Below are 16,012 nucleotides of genomic sequence, written 5' to 3'. Positions count from 1 at the left end.
GGAGCAGCGGACGGCGTCGCGGTGGCCGACTCGGCCGAGGAGCCGGTGCCGACGGTGAGGCTCAGGCTCGACGCGACGGCCACGACGACGAGCCCGCCGCGGCGCCTCCTTCTTCCGCCCGTCCCCGCGCACGCTGGCGCTCGCCGTCTCCGGCGGGCTCGTCGTCGTGGCCGTCGCGTCGAGCCTGAGCCTCACCGTCGGCACCGGCTCCTCGGCCGAGTCGGCCACCGCGACGCCGTCCGCTGCTCCGACCTCGACCAGCGTCGCCGTGCTCCCCGCGACCACCGCCTCCGCCCGGGTCGTCCTCAGCTCCGTCTCCACCACCTCCGGCACCGTCGCCGGCGGCACGAGCGTGACGCTCGAGGGATCGAACCTGGACTCGGTCGCCACCGTGCGCTTCGGCGAGGCCGAGGGCAGCGTCGCGGTCGACAACCCCGACCAGATCACGGTCACCGCCCCTCCGGCCGACGGAGAGGCAGCGGGCGAGGTCCCGGTCGCCTTCTTCGACGCCGACGGTCAGGCCATCACGTTCGACGCGGTCACCGACTCCGCCGCGGCGGTCACCGTCGACGGGACCCCGGCCGACGCGGTGCAGCCGGCCGTCGACACGTCGGGCGCCGCGGACGGCACGACGGCCGAGGCCTCGACCGACCTCGCCGCCCCGACCGCGGCCGCCACTCCCAGCTTCGCCGCGACCGGCGTGCTCGCCAGCACGAAGGTCGTCGCCTCGGCGATCACCTTCGCCTACACGCCCGACCCGGCGATCGAGGCCGCGAAGGCCCAGGCCGCGCTGGACGCGAGCCGCCTGGCCTCGCAGCTCGACTACCTCTCCACCTACTGGAACGACTACAACTCGGCCCAGTACGGCGTGATCTCGGGCAACGACTGCGTCAACTTCACCTCGCAGTCGCTGATCGCCCGCGGCTGGGAGATGGACGGCGAGTGGAGCTACTCCTCCTCCGGCGGGTACAGCTCCGCCTGGGCGTCGTCGACCGCGTTCAACGCCTACCTCGCCGCGCACCCCGAGCGCGCGACCGCGATCCCCGACTCCGAGCGGAGCCGGGTGAAGCCGGGCGACATCGTCCAGTTCGACTGGGACGGCTCGGGCGACTGGGACCACACGGGCGTCGTGACCAGCGTCGACGGCGACAGGATCCTCTACTCCTCGCACACCGCCGACAACCACGACCAGAGCATCGACGCGGCCTCCGCCGGCCGGATCATGTTCTGGGGCGTCTGACGCTCGACGCACCCGCTCCACGCACGACGACGGGGCCGCCACCGCTGATGCGGTGACGGCCCCGTCGAGGTTCCGGTCAGATCACTTCTTGAAGACGTCCTTGACGTCCTCGCCGACCTTCTTGGTGTGGGCCTTGGTCTGGTCGGCCTGGCCCTCGGCCTCGAGGCGCTCGTTGTCCGTCAGCTTGCCGACGGCCTCCTTGGCCTTGCCGACCAGGTTCTCGGCTGCGTTGCGGATCTTGTCGTCTGCACCCATGAGGGGCTCCTTCTGTTCGGTGTGACCATCCGCCGGCGGGTGCCGGGGAAGCTGCGGGACCGGAGTCAGGCGACCCGGTCCTCCTTGGAGAAGCCGGCCCGGGCGCTCGAGGCGACCTCGAGCAGGACCGGCAGGCGGGCGCCGAGCAGGGCGTCGAGCGCGTCGACCTCCTGGTGCACGGCGTCGACCACGGTGCGGGGCGAGACGCCGCCGCGGGGGAGGACGCGCACCTTCAGCGCGGTCTCGGAGCCGTGGCGGTAGGCCGCGACCGTGACGTCGAGGAGCTCCGTCCGCCCGGCGAGAGCCGTCTCGAGGACGTCCTCCGCGAAGCCGGTCGCGATCTCGATCCCTCCGGCGGGCGCGCCCTCGGCCTCGTCGCGGAGGACGGTGCCGGTGCGGCCGTGACCGTGGGCGAAGGCCATCACCAGCGCGAGGACGATGCCGAGGAGGCAGATCCCGACGACGGCGTAGAGCGGCCAGAGGACGGCGGCATCGCTCCAGGCGGTGCCCTCCTCGGGGGAGAGGCGCGAGACCAGGGCCGCGCCCTCGCCGTCGGCGAAGGAGAGGACGGAGTCGCGGACCGGCTGCGAGACGGCGATCAGGACGGCTCCGGCGCTGACCAGCGCGAGCACGAGGCCCACGACGAGCAGGACGAGCCGGTTGACGAAGCGGTTGCTCGTGGTCATCAGATCCTCCCGGAGGTCGAGACGCGGACGGTGGAGCGCGGGGCGGGCTTCGCGCCGATGCGGGCGAGCTCCTCGTCGACGGCGCTCTGCACGGCGTCGCGGTCGACCGCGATGCCGGAGGCGGGGGTCACCTCGACCAGTGCGGTGCGCCGCCCGAGCGAGGCGCGGGTGTCCTCGCGGCGGGAGTGGGCGGCCGTGCGGGCTGCGCGGGCCAGGGAGGAGGCGATCACGCCGTCGTCCACGACCACGGCGAGGCGGTCGTCGTCCACGGTGTGGCGGGCCCGGGCCCCGGGCGCCAGTGCGAGCACCAGCAGGACCAGGGCGAGGACGCCCGCGCCGACGGCCACGCCGATGAGGGCGGGGTTCGCCAGCGACGCGACTCCGACGATCGCGCCCAGCAGGGCGGACGGTGCGGCGAGCAGGGGCGCGGCGCCGAGGATCGCGAGCACCGCCTCCGTGCCGACATAGGCCGCGACCAGGGCGATGAGCACCAGGACGACGATCTGCGCGGCGGAGCGGGACTTGTGGGTCTCGCGACGGAGGTAGCGGCTGTAGCGGGTGTCGGGCGCCGACGGTGCGGGGCTCATGCGACTCTCCTCGTGCTTCGGGTGCGGGTGCCCGTGACCCGGATGTCGATCCGGCTGACGGTGCGCCCGGTCAGCGCCTCCATGCGGGAGGCGATGCGGGTGCGATCGCCGTGCAGGCGCTCGAGCAGGGAGCCGCCGGCCGGGGCGGTGCCCGGCTCGACGACGACCGGCGCGGTCACCGCGAGGGCGAGGCCGCCCCGGTCATCGGAGAGGCGGACGCGGATCGCGGAGACCTCCACGCCCAGCTCCTCGTGGACGATCGCCACGGCGGCGCGCTCGATGGAGCGGACGGTGATGGTGACGGTGCCCGCCACCGGCGATGCGGGACGCGTGTCGAGAGCGGTCACGGTGGGCTCCTAGCGGGAGGTGGTGCGGCCGCGGAACACGTCCACGAGGCTGCGCACGTCGAGGGTGCCGTCGGCGATGCGGGCGATCACGACGCCGAGGGCCATGAAGAGAGCGGTGAGGACGAAGCCCCAGAATCCGAACATCAGGGCCGCGAAGGCGAGGATCGCGCCGACCACGACACCGAGGACGGTGCTGCGGCCGCCGGGGGCGGTGGGCGCGGGGCGCTGGAAGTCGCTCATCGGACGCGGCTCTCGGTGGCCTCGTCGTCCTTGTCGTCGCCGGGGATGTGCACGTCGACGACGGCGACGTTGATCTCGGAGACGGCCATGCCGACGAGCTCGGTGATGGCCTCGGAGACGGCGGCGCGGACGGAGTCGGCGACCTTCTGCATCGGCACGGGGTACTCGACGACGATGGTCACGTCGGCCGCGACCTGGGTCTCGCCGACCTCGACGCTCACGCCCTGGGCGTGGTCGGCGCCGCCGACCGCCTGGCGGATCGCGCCGAAGGCACGGGCGGCGTTGTTGCCGAGGGCGAAGACGCCGGGCACCTGGCGGGCCGCGATGCCGGCGACCTTGGCCACGACGCTGTCGTCGATGACCGTGGTGCCCTGGGCGGTGCCGGAGGTCCGCGAGCCGCCGAGGCTCGTGACCGTGTCGACGGAGGTCTTGTCGACGCGGGTGGTGGAGGGGGTGCGCGTGGTGTCGCTCATGAGGTCTCCTGGACGTCTCATCGGCTGCCGTTGCTGAGCAGACCGGGGTCGAAGGCCCGGCGGGAATCCGGTCGGGCTGTGCTTTCATGAGTGAGACGGAGCCCGGACGGCGTTCGTCACGGTGCTCGGTGGACTTTTTCCTGAGCGTCACCTGAGAGGCGGCCCGAGGCCGCGTGAGCGGAGAGGGAGGAGGCGCCGTGCCCGGACTGGAAGCGGCGAGCGACGCGCTGCTCGCCGAGCGCTCCGCCGAGGGCGACGTGCGCGCCTTCGAGGTGCTCGTCAAGCGGCACCAGTCGATCCTCCGCGCCTACGCCTGGCGCCTCACCGGCTCGCAGGCCGACGCCTCCGACGCCGTGCAGAACGCGCTGATCACGGTCTGGGCGCAGCTCCCGCAGCTCAAGGAGCCGGCGAGCGTGCGCAGCTGGATGATGCGGATCGTCAGCCGCTCCAGCGTCGACCTGCTGCGCCAGCGCCGCCCGACCGACGACGTCGACGCCGTGGAGCATCCCCCGGCCCGAGAGCCCGGCCCGTTCGAGGCCGCCGAGCAGAGCGACGCCATGCGGGCTCTCGCGCACGCCCTGTCCGAGCTGCCGGAGTCGCAGCGGCAGTGCTGGGTGCTGCGCGAGGTCGGCGGGGAGTCGTACAACGAGATCGCCGATCACCTCGGTCTCACGGTGACCGCCGTGCGGGGCAAGCTCGCCCGCGCGCGCGAGTCGCTGGTCGTGGCGATGGAGGACTGGCGATGAGGGAGCAGACGCGATGAACGCGGACCAGGGTCCCGGCGACCGGCCGGAGCGCGCGGGGGAGCACGACGTCGTGCTGCCGCCCGCGCTCGAGCAGGAGGCGGACGCGACGGAGCAGGAGGGCGACGGCATCGGCATCGACGAGCTGAGCGACTACCTCGACCGCGGGCGCACTCCGTACGACCCCGCCATCGAGGAGTCGCCGGAGCACCGGCGCACTCTGCGCGCCCTCGAGCGCGTGCGCGCCCTCTCCGGCGCGCTCATCGACGACGACGCCGCACGCCTGCCCGCGCCGGAGGAGAGCTGGTTCGGCTCGATCCTCACCCAGGTGCGCCGCGAGTCGCGGGCCGGACGCGACATCCCACTGGCGAGCGTCCAGCCCGACGTGGCGCTCACGATCACCGAGGGAGCGGTCCGCGGACTCGTGCGCGAGGCGGGCGACAGCGTCGCCGGCGTGCTGGTCGGCCGCTGCCGCCTGGTCGGCGACATCGCCGAGCCGGGCGCGGAGGTCGTGGTGGAGCTGACGATCTCGGTCTTCTGGGGGGTGCCGATCGCCGAGGCGGCCCAGCAGGTGCGCGAGCGCGTGCACTCGCGGCTGCTGACCCAGACCGAGCTGCGGGTGTCGAGGATCGACGTCCGCGTGGAGGACGTCTACGTCCCCGGGACGGAGGAGTCGTGAGCGGCCTTGAGGCGGCGGCCCCGGTCGATCCGGTGTCCGCGCTCGCTGCGGAGCTGCGCGCCCTGGACGGTGTCGCGACCCTGATGCCGGCCAGGCCCGAGGTGCGCGACGTGCTCGCGCACGCGGCGACGGCGCTGAGCGCGACCGGGATCGTGGTCGAGCCGCTGGGCACCGCGAGCGGCGGCACGTTCGCCGATCCGGTTCTGGTCCGCGTCGCGGGGGACGAGGTGTCCGTGGCCGTCGACCTCTGCGTGACCGCGGAGGCGTCCGCGCCGGACGTGGCGCGCGCGATCGGAGCCGCGGTGCGCGAGTGGTGCGTCCGGGTGCATCCGGAGCTGCGGCCGCGGGTGACCGTCCGGGTCGCCGCGATCGACTAGCCGGATCGGGGAGCGGGCGCGGCTGTCCGCAGGGCGGGACGCCTCGCCGTGAGGAGCGGAGCCGGGCCGGGCGGTCCCGTGCTTCTTCGGAGTGCACCGTGCCGACCGGAGCGACGGTGCTGCGGGCCGCCCGAGGTCGGTGTCCGCGCCGTCTCCCCCTGAGGAGCTTCCCGCTCAGGCGAGCCTCCCCGAAGAGCTTCCCGCTCAGGCGCGCTCGGCGAGGAACGCGTCCGTCTCGGCCGCCGTCGGCGCGGACACCGCCGCTCCGGCGCGGGTGACCGAGATCGCCGCGGCCGCGCTCGCCCAGCGGGTGAGGGCGACCAGCTGCTCCGGATCGTCGAGCCGTGCTCCCGTGGCGGCGAGCCGGGCCGAGAAGGCGCCGCAGAAGGTGTCGCCGGCGCCGGTGGTGTCCACGGCCTCCACCCGGAAGGCCGGGGTGCGCACCGGCTCGCGGTCGCGGACCGCCACGACGACGCCGTCGGAGCCGAGGGTGACCAGCACGAGCGGCACCAGCGCGGTGAGGGCAGCGGCGAGCGCGTCGTCGTCGGCGGCGGTGATGCCGCGATCGGCGGCGAGCTCGCGGGCCTCGTGCTCGTTGACGATCAGCACGTCGAGCACCGCGAGGAGCTCCTCCGGCAGCAGGCCGATCGGGGCGGCGTTCAGGATCGACACCGTGCCGCCGGCGCGCGCGGCGCGGGCCGCCTCCGTCACCGTCGCTGTCGGGATCTCGAGCTGGAGGAGCAGGGCGTCGGCCGCCGCCACAAGGGCCGACTCCTCGGCGGTCAACCCGACCAGGGCGGCGTTCGCCCCGGAGTCGACGACGATCGCGTTCTCCCCGCGCTCGTCCACGGTGATCTGCGCGGTGCCGGTGCGGATGTCGCCGCGGCGGGCGCGCAGCTCCAGCGGCTCCTCGCCGAGGACCGCGGCGAGCCGGTCTCCTGCCGAGTCGCGTCCGAGGCTCGTGACGAAGACGGTGCCGGGCTCGGTCCGTGCGGCCGCGACGGCCTGGTTGAGGCCCTTGCCGCCCGGGAAGGTGCTCGCGTCGAGGGCGAGCACCGTCTCTCCGGGGGCGGGGATGCGGGCGACCCGGTGGACGTGGTCGAGGTTGGCGCTTCCGAGCACGAGGAGGGGCATGCCCTCGACGTTAGAGCACGCGCAAGGGGGTCCGCCGCGGGCTCGGCCGCACCTACGGTGGAGGCATGGAAACTCGAATCCTCGGACGCACCGGCGCCCCCGTCTCCGTCGTCGGCCTCGGAACCTGGCAGCTCGGTGCCGACTGGGGGGACGTCGCCGAGACCGACGCCCTCGCCGTGCTCGACGCCGCAGTGGAGTCGGGGGTGACCCTCTTCGACACCGCCGACGTCTACGGCGACGGCCGCAGCGAGCGGACGATCGGCGCCTACCGCGCGGCGCACCCCGACGCGCAGGTCTTCGTCGCCACCAAGATGGGCCGTCGCGCGGAGCAGATCCCCGCCAACTACGTGCTCGACAACTTCCGCGCCTGGACCGACCGCTCGCGCGCCAACCTCGGCGTCGACACTCTCGATCTGGTGCAGCTGCACTGCCCGCCCACCTCCGTCTACTCCGACGACGCCGTCTACGACGCCCTCGACACCCTCGTCGCCGAGGGCGCGATCGCCGCCTACGGCGTCTCGGTCGAGCGCACGGAGGAGGCGCTGACCGCGATCGCCCGCCCGAACGTCGCGAGCGTCCAGATCATCCTGAACGCGTTCCGCCTCAAGCCGCTCGACGAGGTGCTGCCCGCCGCCCGCGAGGCCGGCGTCGGCATCCTCGCGCGCGTCCCGCTCGCCTCGGGCCTGCTCAGCGGCCGCTACACGACCGAGACCGTGTTCGCGCCGGAGGACCACCGCAGCTACAACCGCGACGGCTCCGCCTTCGACGTCGGCGAGACCTTCTCGGGCGTCGACTTCGCGACCGGCGTGGAGGCCGCGCAGGAGTTCTCCCGCCTCGCCGACGACCACGGCCTCGCCCCCGCGGCGGCCGCGCTCGCCTGGATCATCCAGCAGGAGGGCGTCACCTCGGTGATCCCCGGCGCCCGCTCGCCCGAGCAGGCCCGCGCCAACGCGGCCGCCGCCTCCGCCGCGCCCCTCGGCCCCGCCTTCATGGAGGCCGTGAACGCCCTCTACGACACCCACTTCCGCCCCACCGTCCACCCGCGCTGGTAGCCGGCCCTTTCCTCACCGCCGCTGAGTCGCCCGAGAAGGCTCGTTCTCCTGGGCGGGAACGAGCCTTCTCGGGCGACTGAGCGCAGCGCCTAGGAGTTCAGCGCCGCGTCCACGATCGTGCGCGCCTCGGCCTGGACCTCGTGCAGGTGGTCGAGGCCGCGGAAGCTCTCGGCGTAGATCTTGTAGACGTCCTCGGTGCCGGAGGGGCGCGCGGCGAACCAGGCGTCCTCGGTGACGACCTTGACGCCTCCGACGGCCGCGCCGTTGCCGGGCGCCTTCGAGAGCTTCGCGGTGATCTCGGACCCGGCGAGGGTCGTCGCCGCGATCGCGTCGCCGTCCAGCTTGCCGAGGGCCGCCTTCTGCGCCTTCGTCGCCACCGCGTCCACGCGCTCGTAGACCGGGTCGCCGAAGCGCTCGGTCAGCTCGCGGTAGAGCGCCGACGGGCTCTTCCCGGTGACCGCCACGATCTCGGAGGCGAGCAGCGCGAGGAGGATGCCGTCCTTGTCGGTGGTCCAGACGGTGCCGTCGAAGCGGAGGAACGAGGCGCCCGCGGACTCCTCGCCGCCGAAGCCGACCGAGCCGTCGACCAGCCCGGGGACGAACCACTTGAAGCCCACCGGGACCTCCCAGAGGCGCCGGCCCAGCGACTCCGCGACCCGGTCGATGATCGAGGAGGAGACCAGCGTCTTGCCGATCGCCGCGTCCTCGCGCCAGCCGGTGCGGTGGCGGTAGAGGTAGTCGATCGCGACGGCCAGGTAGTGGTTGGGGTTCATCAGCCCGCCGTCGGGGGTGACGATGCCGTGCCGGTCCGCGTCGGCGTCGTTGCCGGTGAGGATGTCGAAGTCGCCGGCACGCGCGACCACCGAGGCCATCGCGCTGGGGGAGGACGGGTCCATCCGGATCTTGCCGTCCCAGTCGAGGGTCATGAAGCCCCAGGAAGGGTCGACCTCCCCGTTCACCACGGTCAGGTCGAGGCCGTGCATCTCGGCGATCAGCTGCCAGTAGTGCACGGAGGCGCCGCCGAGGGGGTCGGCCCCGATCCGCACGCCGGCCTTCCGGATCGCGTCGAGGTCGATGATGTTCGCCAGGTCCGCGACGTAGTGCGTGCGGTAGTCGTAGGTCTCGACCGCGGAGGGCTCGGCCGAGGTCACGCCGCGGTTGCCGTCGGCGATGAGCTCGTTGGCCCGGTCGGCGATCCAGGTCGTCGCGTCGGAGTCGGCGGGGCCGCCGTGCGGCGGGTTGTACTTGAAGCCGCCGTCGCGGGGCGGGTTGTGCGAGGGGGTCACCACGATGCCGTCGGCCCGGTCGGTGTGCGAGGGGTCGTTGTTGTAGCGGAGGATCGCGTGGCTGAGCGCCGGCGTCGGCACGAAGTCGTCGAACTCGTCCACGAGCACGCGGACCTGGTTGCCCACCAGGACCTCGAGGGCGGTGGTGAGGGCCGGGCGGGAGAGCCCGTGCGTGTCGGCGCCGATGAACAGCGGGCCGGTGATGCCCTGCTCGGTCCGGTACTCGACGATCGCCTGGGTGACGGCGGCGATGTGGTCCTCGTTGAAGGCCGTGTCGAACGAGGATCCGCGGTGGCCCGAGGTGCCGAACACCACCTTCTGAGCCGGGTCGGAGACGTCCGGCTTCTTCTCGTAGTACGCCCTCACGAGGGCCTCGACGTCGATGAGATCGGAGGCCTGTGCCGGCTTCCCTGCGCGATCGGTCATGCGGTCCATAGTGGCAGTCCGGCCCCCTCCAGGGGTACCGCGGCTGGCTAGGCTTGCGCCATGCCCGACAGCGCCCCCGAGACCCGTGCCTACAGTTATCTCGGGCCCAGCGGCACGTTCACGGAGGCCGCCCTCGCGCAGGTCCCGGAGGCGCGCGGACAGCTGTGGCGCAGCGTCGCGAACGTGGGGGAGGCGCTGAGCGATCTGGTCACCGGCCGCAGCGACGGCGCGGTGATCGCGATCGAGAACTCGGTCGAGGGCGGAGTGACGGCCGCGCAGGACGCGCTGGCGCGGATCCCCGGGCTGCGCATCGTCGGCGAGTACCTGGTGCCGGTGTCGTTCATCCTGGTCGGCCGCCCGGGGACGAGCCTCGAGGAGGTGCGCACCGTCGCTGCGCACCCCGTGGCCTACGGACAGTGCCGGGTGTGGCTCGACCGCGAGATCCCCAGCCACGAGCACCTGCCCGCCTCCAGCAACGTCCAGGCCACCGTCGACCTGCTGGGCGGATCTCCCGCGGATGCGGCCATCGCCCCTCCCGGGATCGTCGCCCACCACGACGTCGCGGTGCTGGCGGAGCGGATCGGCGACAACCCGAACGCCGTCACGCGCTTCGTGCACGTCTCGCGCTCGCACGCGCTGCCCGAGCCGACCGGCGCCGACAAGACCAGCGTGATCGCCGAGCTCCCGGCCGACCAGCCGGGCGCCCTGCTCGACATGCTCGAGCAGTTCGCGACCCGCGGGGTGAACCTGAGCATGATCCAGTCGCGGCCGATCGGAGATGCCCTCGGCCGGTACCGGTTCGTCATCGACCTCGACGGGCACGTCCAGGACGAGCGGGTCGCCGACGCGCTGATGGGGCTGCGGCGCTTCAGCCCGAAGGTGATCTTCCTCGGCTCGTATCCGCGCGCTGACCGCCGCCCGGTCACCTCCGTGCGACGCTACGACGACGAGGTGTTCCTCGAGGCCCGCGACTGGCTGCGCGGGATCCTCTCCCACGAGCCGGTGGTCGACGATGGCCGGGAACGACGATGACGGGTCGCGACGATGACTGACGACGACGACGAACGGGTCGACCCGCGCTACGACCCGGCCTTCCAGCGCGGGTTCTCGGGACCGGTGGAGCGTCTGAGGGGCGACGAGCGGGCGTTCGCCAGGCCCGGCACGGGTGCCGCCCCCGGCGCTCCCGCCGCCACGTCCGGAGCCGCCGCTCGTCCCGCGCTCCCGGAGTCGCGCGTGGTCCGCCCCGGCTCCTCGTCCGTGCCGGGACCGCGCCGCATCATGGCCCTGCCCGACATCGCCGGAGCCGCCGAGGGCCGGCGGTCGCACCGCCTCGGCGCCGAGACCGCGCCCGCACCCCTGCCGGAGCCGGCCGCCGACCCCGCTCCCGCGGCTCCCGCCGAGCCCGTGCGCGAGGCGCCCCTGCTGCGGAACCCGTGGCTCCTCGTGCTCCTGCTCGCCGGCCTCGCGGGGACCCTGATCGGCCTCGCGCTCCTCTACACCGGCTACTCCTCGCCGCCTCCGCCCTACTACGGCGACTCCGACGTGCCCTCGCCCGCGTGGATCCAGCGGCAGCTCCTCTACTACTCCTGCATCCCCCTGCTGGGCTGCCTGCCGGCGTCGCTGCTGCTGGCGGTCGGAGTGGCCGCGCTGCGGTGGCGCGGCGTCGTCGTGCGGCCCCGCGCCGAGGAGCCGCGCGAGTCCGCGCAGCTCCTCGAGGCCGAGGCTCAGACTCCGGACGCGCCGAAGAGCAGGCCGAGGAGGTAGGTCACCAGGGCCGCGCCGTAGCCGATCCCGAGCTGGCGCAGCGCCCGGGCCAGAGGCGGGGCGCCCGAGAGCAGCCCGACGACCGCGCCGGTGGCGAGCAGGGCGATGCCCACGAGCACGCAGGCGACGACTACCGCGGCGAGCCCCGTCAGGCCGAGCAGGTAGGGCAGCACCGGGATGATCGCGCCCGAGGCGAAGAAGCAGAAGCTCGACAGCGCCGCGCCCATGCCCGTGCCGATCGACTCGTGCTCGTCGACGTCGGGGTCTCCTGCGGGACCGCCCAGCGTGATGGGGGAGGTGACGGCGCCGCCGCGCAGGCCCGTGAAGACGGAGGCGGCACGCGCGTCGGCCTGCTCCTGGGTCATCCCGCGAGCGCGGTAGACCAGGGCGAGCTCGTTCGCGTCGACGTCCAGATCGGGGACGATGCGGTTCGCGTCGAGGTCCGGGCTGGAGGCCGAGAGCAGCTCGCGCTGCGAGCGCACCGAGACGAACTCGCCCGCGCCCATCGAGAGGGCGCCGGCGAGCAGGCCCGCGATGCCCGTGAACAGGACGACGCCCGTCCCGACTCCGCTCGCCCCCACTCCGAGCACGAGGGCGAGGTTCGAGACCAGGCCGTCGTTCGCTCCGAAGACCGCCGCGCGGAACGTCCCGGAGAGGCGGTTGCGACCGCGCTCGGCGAGCCCGCGGACGACCTCGCCGTGGATCCGCTCGTCGGCGGCCATCGCCTCGGTGGCGTCGTCGTCGTCGGCGTAGGGGGAGCGGGCCTCGGCGCGCTGGATCAGGGCGAGGACGAACACGGAGCCGAAACGGCGGGTGAGGAAGCCGAGGAAGCGCGTGCGGAGGTCCGGGCGGGGCGCGGGCTCCGCCGCGGAGCCGAGCAGCTCGCGCCAGTGCTCCTCGTGGCGTCCCTCGGCCACGGCGAGCGCGAGCAGGATCTCCCGCTCCTCGCCGGAGCGGCGGCCGGCGAGGTCGCGGTACACGGAGGCCTCGGCGAGCTCGTCGGCGAGGTAGCGGCGCCAGCGGCGCACCTGGGCGGGACTGGGGGTGGAGGCGGTGGTCGCCATGCGATCTCCTGGCTCAGGTCCGCCGACCCGCGCGAGAGGACCGGTCAGGACGTGCGTCGACTGACCGAAGGTCTCGTTCGCCCCGGCCGGAGCCGGGGTGGAGCGCCGGGCCCGGATCGTCCCGGACCAGCATGTCGACGCGCCTCGTCGTCCGCTCGGCGGACGGTGGGAACTACTCCCCTTCGCGGGGACCACCGTAGCCGAGATCGGAGGAGAACGCCCGGCCGATCCGCGGGCCGTCGGGCGGACGTCCGCCCGGCCCGGAGCCGGAGCGTCGTCGAGGACGCTCGCGCCGGGTCAGAGCGAGGCGGTCGCCCGGGCGGCGCGGCGGGCCTGGCGCTCGTGCTCGGCGTCCAGGAGCGTGCGCGTGGCGGGGACCGCCAGGAACTCGACCAGGGTGTCCGTCTCCTCGACGATGCGCTCGGCGCGGTCGAGCGGGTCGGTGCGCAGGAGGCGGCGGGCGGCGGACGCGACGTGCGCCGGCTTCGCCGCCAGGGCGCGCAGGCGCTCGTCGACGCGGCCGGCGAGGTCGGCGCGCGGCACGACCTCGGTCACGAGCTGCCACTCCAGCGCCTCGGCCGCGCGGACCGGGCGGCCGGACAGCACGAAGTCCAGCGCGCGGCGGCGGCCGACGACGCGGGGGAGCGCGGCGGTGACTCCGACGTCCGGGACGAGCCCGACGTCGCCGTACGCGCTGAGGAAGAGGGCGGCGGGAGTCGCTATCACGATGTCGGCGGCCAGAGCGAAGGCGATGCCGGCGCCGGCGACCATGCCGTCGATCGCGCAGACGACGACGGCGCGGCTGTCCTCGAGCAGGCGGATCACCTGGGCGGTCGTGGTCGCGACGTCGCGCAGGTAGTGGTCCGGGTTCTCGGACCCCATGATCGCCGAGATGTCGCCGCCCGTGCAGAACGCGCGGCCGGCCGCGGCGATCACGATGACGGAGCAGTCGGCGTCGGCGTCGAGGTCGGCGACGGTGCTCAGCAGCAGTCGCGCGGTGCCGAGATCGATCGCGTTGAGGGCGTCGGGGCGGTTGAGGGTGATCCGGGCGACGGAGCCGTCGCGCTCGAGGACGACGCCGGGGGTCGCGTCGATGAGGGGGGTGGCGTGCATGGAAGAGCCTTCAGGGGAGCAGGGGTGTCGAACGCGGGGGAACGTTCTCGGGGGACGACTCACATTCGCAGCCGTCCGCGCGATCGGATGCCTCCTCGCGGCCGATGCTCAGCCGGCCCCGGGGGTACGCGCGGGCGGCGGCCCGTCCCGGCCCTCCTCTACACTGCTGGGGTGATTGATCCCGTACTTCTGCGCGAGAACCCGGACGTCCTGAAGCGCTCGCAGGAGGCGCGCGGCGACTCCGTCGAGCTGGTCGACGAGGCGCTCGAGGCCGACCGCGTGCGCCGTGCGGCGATCACCGAGGCGGAGCGGCTCCGGGCCGAGCAGAACGCCTTCGGCAAGACCGTCGCCAAGGCTTCGAAGGACGAGAAGGCGGCCCTCGTCGCCGAGGCCCAGCGCCTCGCCGCCGCCGCCAAGCAGGCCCAGCAGGAGGCGTCCGAGGCCGACGACGCCTTCACCGTGCTGGTGAAGCGCATCGCCAACCCGATCATCGAGGGCGTCCCCGCGGGCGGCGAGGAGTCGTTCGAGCTCGTCAGGACGGTCGGCGAGCGCCCCGTCTTCGACTTCGCCCCGCGCGACCACCTCGAGCTCGGCGAGCTGCTGGACGGCATCGACATGCAGCGCGGCGCGAAGGTCAGCGGCGCGCGCTTCTACTTCCTCAAGGGCCTGGTCGCCCGCCTCGAGATCGCGCTGATGAACCTGGGCCTCGAGAAGGCGCTCGCCGCCGGCTTCACCCCGCTGATCACGCCGACCCTCGTGCGCCCCGAGATCATGGACGGCACCGGCTTCCTCGGCGAGCACGACGACGAGGTGTACCGCCTCCGCGACGACGACCTCTACCTCACCGGCACCAGCGAGGTCGCCCTCGCCGGCTACCACGCCGACGAGATCCTCGACCTCTCCGGCGGCGCGAAGCGCTACGCGGGCTGGAGCACCTGCTACCGCCGCGAGGCGGGCTCGGGCGGACGGGACACCCGCGGCATCATCCGCGTGCACCAGTTCAGCAAGCTCGAGATGTTCGTCTACACCCTCCCCGAGGACGCCGAGGCGGAGCACGCGCGCCTCCTCTCGTACCAGGAGGACGTCCTGCAGAGCCTCGGCCTGCACTACCGCGTCATCGACACGGCGGCCGGCGACCTCGGCCAGAGCGCGGCGCGCAAGTTCGACGTGGAGGCGTGGGTCCCCACGCAGGAGACCTACCGCGAGCTGACCTCGACCTCGAACTGCACCACGTTCCAGGCCCGCCGCCTCGACACCCGCTACCGCACCGAGTCGGGGAAGACGGCTCCGGTCGCCACCCTCAACGGCACGCTCGCGACCACCCGCTGGATCGTCGCCCTCCTCGAGACCCACCAGCGGGCGGACGGCTCGGTGCTCGTCCCCGAGGCGCTGCGGCCCCACCTCGGCGGCCTCGAGGTGCTCGAGCCCGTCGCATGAGCGCGGCCCGCGCCTCCGGCCGCCGCCTCGTCGCCCTCGACATCGACGGCACCGTCATGCACGAGGACGGCACCATCACCCGCGCGGTGACGGACGCGATCACCCGCGTGGCCGCCCAGGGCGACGAGGTGATGCTCGCCACCGGGCGCTCGCCCTCCTCCACCCTGCCGGTCGTCGAGCGCCTCGGGATCTCGCCCGAGTACGTGATCTGCTGCAACGGAGCGGTCACGCTCCGCCGGGACGAGTCCGGTGCCTACGTCCCCGAGACGGTCGAGACCTTCGACCCGACGGAGGTCCTGGAGACCATCCGCCGCTCCCTCCCCGACGCGCACTACGCCGTGGAGGACGCGGACGGCGCCTTCTTCTACACCGAGGCGTTTCCGGGCGGTGCCGTGATGGGTGCCGAGACGACCCACGTCCCCTTCGAGGAGCTGCTCGGCCGGCTGTGCACCCGCGTCGTCGTGATCTCGCCCGAGACCGGGATCGAGGAGTTCACCTCGCTGGTCGAGGAGATGGGCCTGCACCAGGTCAGCTACGCGATCGGCTGGACCGCCTGGCTCGACATCGCCCCCCACGGCGTCAACAAGTCCACCGCGCTCGAGGTCGTCCGCGAGGAGCTGGGCATCGAGCGGAGCGACGTGGTCGCGCTGGGCGACGGCCGCAACGACATCGAGATGCTCACCTGGGCCGCCGCCGAGGGCGCAGGGCTCGCGATGGGGCAGGCGCCCGACGAGGTGCGGGCTGTTGCCTCCGCCGTGGTCCCCTCGGTCCACCAGGACGGCGTGGCGGTCGCGCTCTCGGCGCTGCGCTGACGACGGTCCCGCGCGCTCGGCGGTTACTATCGGGTGTCGCTCCTGCGGGAGCGGCCGGGAGGGCTGTCCGAGCGGCCGATGGAGCCAGTCTTGAAAACTGGTGGGCGGAAACGTCTCGTGGGTTCGAATCCCACGCCCTCCGCCGCGCCGTCCGCCACGCCGTCCGCCACGCCGTCCCGTTCTTCGCGGCGCTTCTCGCCGGCGCCGTCCGACGCCCGTCCTGGCGCGTGACGTCGGAGGCCTGCCCGCTCTCCTTCGGAACGCGCCAGCCCTCTGTATAGGATTGCGCGACGCCCG

At 73.7% G+C, this 16,012-nt stretch carries 19 protein-coding genes and 1 tRNA gene; 10 read left to right on the top strand and 10 right to left on the bottom strand.

Going from position 1 to position 16,012, the window contains the following annotated elements; genetic code table 11:
- Window positions 1-166: 166 nt before the first annotated feature.
- On the top strand, window positions 167-1,240 hold the full coding sequence (locus C5C44_RS12425; protein WP_104335945.1) for an amidase domain-containing protein: 1,074 nt from the start codon (window positions 167-169) through the stop codon (window positions 1,238-1,240).
- Window positions 1,241-1,321: 81 nt separating this feature from the next.
- Here C5C44_RS12425 and C5C44_RS12420 read toward each other — a convergent pair whose 3' ends face one another.
- The 6 genes from C5C44_RS12420 to C5C44_RS12395 form a co-directional block, all read right to left on the bottom strand.
- Entirely contained in the window at window positions 1,322-1,495 is a 174-nt protein-coding gene (locus C5C44_RS12420) for a CsbD family protein (RefSeq protein ID WP_104226788.1), read from the bottom strand.
- A 65-nt stretch (window positions 1,496-1,560) separates the two neighbouring features.
- Complete coding sequence (locus tag C5C44_RS12415; protein WP_104224951.1) at window positions 1,561-2,181, bottom strand: hypothetical protein; 621 nt, start codon at window positions 2,179-2,181, stop codon at window positions 1,561-1,563.
- Window positions 2,181-2,768 (bottom strand): DUF6286 domain-containing protein, encoded by a 588-nt coding sequence (locus C5C44_RS12410; protein ID WP_104226787.1) that lies wholly within the window; start codon window positions 2,766-2,768, stop codon window positions 2,181-2,183. Before C5C44_RS12410 ends, C5C44_RS12415 begins: the two co-directional genes overlap by 1 nt.
- Entirely contained in the window at window positions 2,765-3,115 is a 351-nt protein-coding gene (locus C5C44_RS12405; protein ID WP_104224953.1) for a hypothetical protein, read from the bottom strand. Before C5C44_RS12405 ends, C5C44_RS12410 begins: the two co-directional genes overlap by 4 nt.
- A 9-nt stretch (window positions 3,116-3,124) precedes the next feature.
- Complete coding sequence (locus C5C44_RS12400; protein ID WP_104224954.1) at window positions 3,125-3,355, bottom strand: DUF2273 domain-containing protein; 231 nt, start codon at window positions 3,353-3,355, stop codon at window positions 3,125-3,127.
- Window positions 3,352-3,828 (bottom strand): Asp23/Gls24 family envelope stress response protein, encoded by a 477-nt coding sequence (locus tag C5C44_RS12395; protein ID WP_104226785.1) that lies wholly within the window; start codon window positions 3,826-3,828, stop codon window positions 3,352-3,354. Before C5C44_RS12395 ends, C5C44_RS12400 begins: the two co-directional genes overlap by 4 nt.
- A gap of 197 nt (window positions 3,829-4,025) precedes the next feature.
- Here C5C44_RS12395 and C5C44_RS12390 point away from each other — a divergent pair, with 197 nt between their 5' ends.
- The 3 genes from C5C44_RS12390 to C5C44_RS12380 are packed head-to-tail and all read left to right on the top strand — an operon-like array spanning window position 4,026 to window position 5,627.
- Window positions 4,026-4,574 (top strand): RNA polymerase sigma factor, encoded by a 549-nt coding sequence (locus C5C44_RS12390; protein ID WP_104224956.1) that lies wholly within the window; start codon window positions 4,026-4,028, stop codon window positions 4,572-4,574.
- 13 nt (window positions 4,575-4,587) lie between these two features.
- Window positions 4,588-5,250: an Asp23/Gls24 family envelope stress response protein gene (locus C5C44_RS12385; RefSeq protein WP_104308434.1), complete on the top strand. Its 663-nt coding sequence runs from the start codon at window positions 4,588-4,590 to the stop codon at window positions 5,248-5,250.
- Window positions 5,247-5,627, top strand: a complete 381-nt coding sequence (locus C5C44_RS12380; RefSeq protein WP_104224958.1) for a hypothetical protein — start codon at window positions 5,247-5,249, stop codon at window positions 5,625-5,627. Before C5C44_RS12385 ends, C5C44_RS12380 begins: the two co-directional genes overlap by 4 nt.
- Before the next feature lie 204 nt (window positions 5,628-5,831).
- On the opposite strand, the gene C5C44_RS12375 is transcribed toward C5C44_RS12380, so the two are convergent.
- On the bottom strand, window positions 5,832-6,761 hold the full coding sequence (locus tag C5C44_RS12375; protein WP_104226782.1) for a ribokinase: 930 nt from the start codon (window positions 6,759-6,761) through the stop codon (window positions 5,832-5,834).
- A 65-nt stretch (window positions 6,762-6,826) separates the two neighbouring features.
- Here C5C44_RS12375 and C5C44_RS12370 point away from each other — a divergent pair, with 65 nt between their 5' ends.
- Entirely contained in the window at window positions 6,827-7,813 is a 987-nt protein-coding gene (locus C5C44_RS12370; protein WP_104226781.1) for an aldo/keto reductase, read from the top strand.
- 89 nt (window positions 7,814-7,902) lie between these two features.
- Here C5C44_RS12370 and pgm read toward each other — a convergent pair whose 3' ends face one another.
- Window positions 7,903-9,525: a phosphoglucomutase (alpha-D-glucose-1,6-bisphosphate-dependent) gene (pgm, locus tag C5C44_RS12365; protein WP_104335948.1), complete on the bottom strand. Its 1,623-nt coding sequence runs from the start codon at window positions 9,523-9,525 to the stop codon at window positions 7,903-7,905.
- Between the two features lie 60 nt (window positions 9,526-9,585).
- On the opposite strand from pgm, the gene pheA reads away from it, so the two are divergent.
- Together pheA and C5C44_RS12355 are read left to right on the top strand one after the other, a co-directional pair.
- Window positions 9,586-10,557 (top strand): prephenate dehydratase, encoded by a 972-nt coding sequence (pheA, locus tag C5C44_RS12360; protein WP_104335944.1) that lies wholly within the window; start codon window positions 9,586-9,588, stop codon window positions 10,555-10,557.
- A 12-nt stretch (window positions 10,558-10,569) separates the two neighbouring features.
- Window positions 10,570-11,289: a hypothetical protein gene (locus tag C5C44_RS12355; RefSeq protein WP_104334049.1), complete on the top strand. Its 720-nt coding sequence runs from the start codon at window positions 10,570-10,572 to the stop codon at window positions 11,287-11,289.
- Here C5C44_RS12355 and C5C44_RS12350 read toward each other — a convergent pair.
- Both C5C44_RS12350 and C5C44_RS12345 read right to left on the bottom strand, forming a co-directional pair.
- Window positions 11,250-12,353, bottom strand: coding sequence for a VIT1/CCC1 family protein (locus C5C44_RS12350; RefSeq protein ID WP_104335943.1), 1,104 nt, complete (start codon window positions 12,351-12,353; stop codon window positions 11,250-11,252). The two genes, C5C44_RS12355 and C5C44_RS12350, sit on opposite strands and share 40 nt — an antisense overlap.
- A gap of 297 nt (window positions 12,354-12,650) precedes the next feature.
- A complete protein-coding gene (locus C5C44_RS12345; RefSeq protein ID WP_104335942.1) occupies window positions 12,651-13,466 on the bottom strand; it encodes an enoyl-CoA hydratase/isomerase family protein in 816 nt (271 codons plus the stop codon).
- A 171-nt stretch (window positions 13,467-13,637) separates the two neighbouring features.
- Here C5C44_RS12345 and serS point away from each other — a divergent pair, with 171 nt between their 5' ends.
- The 3 genes from serS to C5C44_RS12330 all read left to right on the top strand — a co-directional run bounded on the left by serS (window position 13,638) and on the right by C5C44_RS12330 (window position 15,857).
- Complete coding sequence (gene serS, locus C5C44_RS12340; RefSeq protein WP_104335941.1) at window positions 13,638-14,903, top strand: serine--tRNA ligase; 1,266 nt, start codon at window positions 13,638-13,640, stop codon at window positions 14,901-14,903.
- Window positions 14,900-15,715: an HAD family hydrolase gene (locus C5C44_RS12335; RefSeq protein WP_104224966.1), complete on the top strand. Its 816-nt coding sequence runs from the start codon at window positions 14,900-14,902 to the stop codon at window positions 15,713-15,715. Before serS ends, C5C44_RS12335 begins: the two co-directional genes overlap by 4 nt.
- 57 nt (window positions 15,716-15,772) lie before the next feature.
- Window positions 15,773-15,857: transfer RNA gene (locus C5C44_RS12330), tRNA-Ser, on the top strand.
- Window positions 15,858-16,012 lie beyond the last annotated feature (155 nt).

The sequence above is a fragment of the Rathayibacter sp. AY1F6 genome (assembly GCF_002932035.1).
Taxonomy (GTDB): Bacteria; Actinomycetota; Actinomycetes; order Actinomycetales; family Microbacteriaceae; genus Rathayibacter.
The sequence above is the reverse complement of the archived record's forward strand: the minus strand, read 5'-3'. Positions and strand labels throughout refer to the sequence as shown.

What these genes read in the sequence shown, in the direction of transcription:
- C5C44_RS12420 (WP_104226788.1), bottom strand. Translation starts at nt 1,495, where the DNA reads ATGGGTGCAGACGACAAGATCCGCAACGCAGCCGAGAACCTGGTCGGC.
- C5C44_RS12415 (WP_104224951.1), bottom strand. Translation starts at nt 2,181, where the DNA reads ATGACCACGAGCAACCGCTTCGTCAACCGGCTCGTCCTGCTCGTCGTG.
- C5C44_RS12410 (WP_104226787.1), bottom strand. Translation starts at nt 2,768, where the DNA reads ATGAGCCCCGCACCGTCGGCGCCCGACACCCGCTACAGCCGCTACCTC.
- C5C44_RS12400 (WP_104224954.1), bottom strand. Translation starts at nt 3,355, where the DNA reads ATGAGCGACTTCCAGCGCCCCGCGCCCACCGCCCCCGGCGGCCGCAGC.
- C5C44_RS12395 (WP_104226785.1), bottom strand. Translation starts at nt 3,828, where the DNA reads ATGAGCGACACCACGCGCACCCCCTCCACCACCCGCGTCGACAAGACC.
- C5C44_RS12385 (WP_104308434.1), top strand. Translation starts at nt 4,588, where the DNA reads ATGAACGCGGACCAGGGTCCCGGCGACCGGCCGGAGCGCGCGGGGGAG.
- C5C44_RS12375 (WP_104226782.1), bottom strand. Translation starts at nt 6,761, where the DNA reads ATGCCCCTCCTCGTGCTCGGAAGCGCCAACCTCGACCACGTCCACCGG.
- C5C44_RS12370 (WP_104226781.1), top strand. Translation starts at nt 6,827, where the DNA reads ATGGAAACTCGAATCCTCGGACGCACCGGCGCCCCCGTCTCCGTCGTC.
- pgm (WP_104335948.1), bottom strand. Translation starts at nt 9,525, where the DNA reads ATGACCGATCGCGCAGGGAAGCCGGCACAGGCCTCCGATCTCATCGAC.
- pheA (WP_104335944.1), top strand. Translation starts at nt 9,586, where the DNA reads ATGCCCGACAGCGCCCCCGAGACCCGTGCCTACAGTTATCTCGGGCCC.
- C5C44_RS12355 (WP_104334049.1), top strand. Translation starts at nt 10,570, where the DNA reads ATGACTGACGACGACGACGAACGGGTCGACCCGCGCTACGACCCGGCC.
- C5C44_RS12350 (WP_104335943.1), bottom strand. Translation starts at nt 12,353, where the DNA reads ATGGCGACCACCGCCTCCACCCCCAGTCCCGCCCAGGTGCGCCGCTGG.
- C5C44_RS12345 (WP_104335942.1), bottom strand. Translation starts at nt 13,466, where the DNA reads ATGCACGCCACCCCCCTCATCGACGCGACCCCCGGCGTCGTCCTCGAG.
- C5C44_RS12335 (WP_104224966.1), top strand. Translation starts at nt 14,900, where the DNA reads ATGAGCGCGGCCCGCGCCTCCGGCCGCCGCCTCGTCGCCCTCGACATC.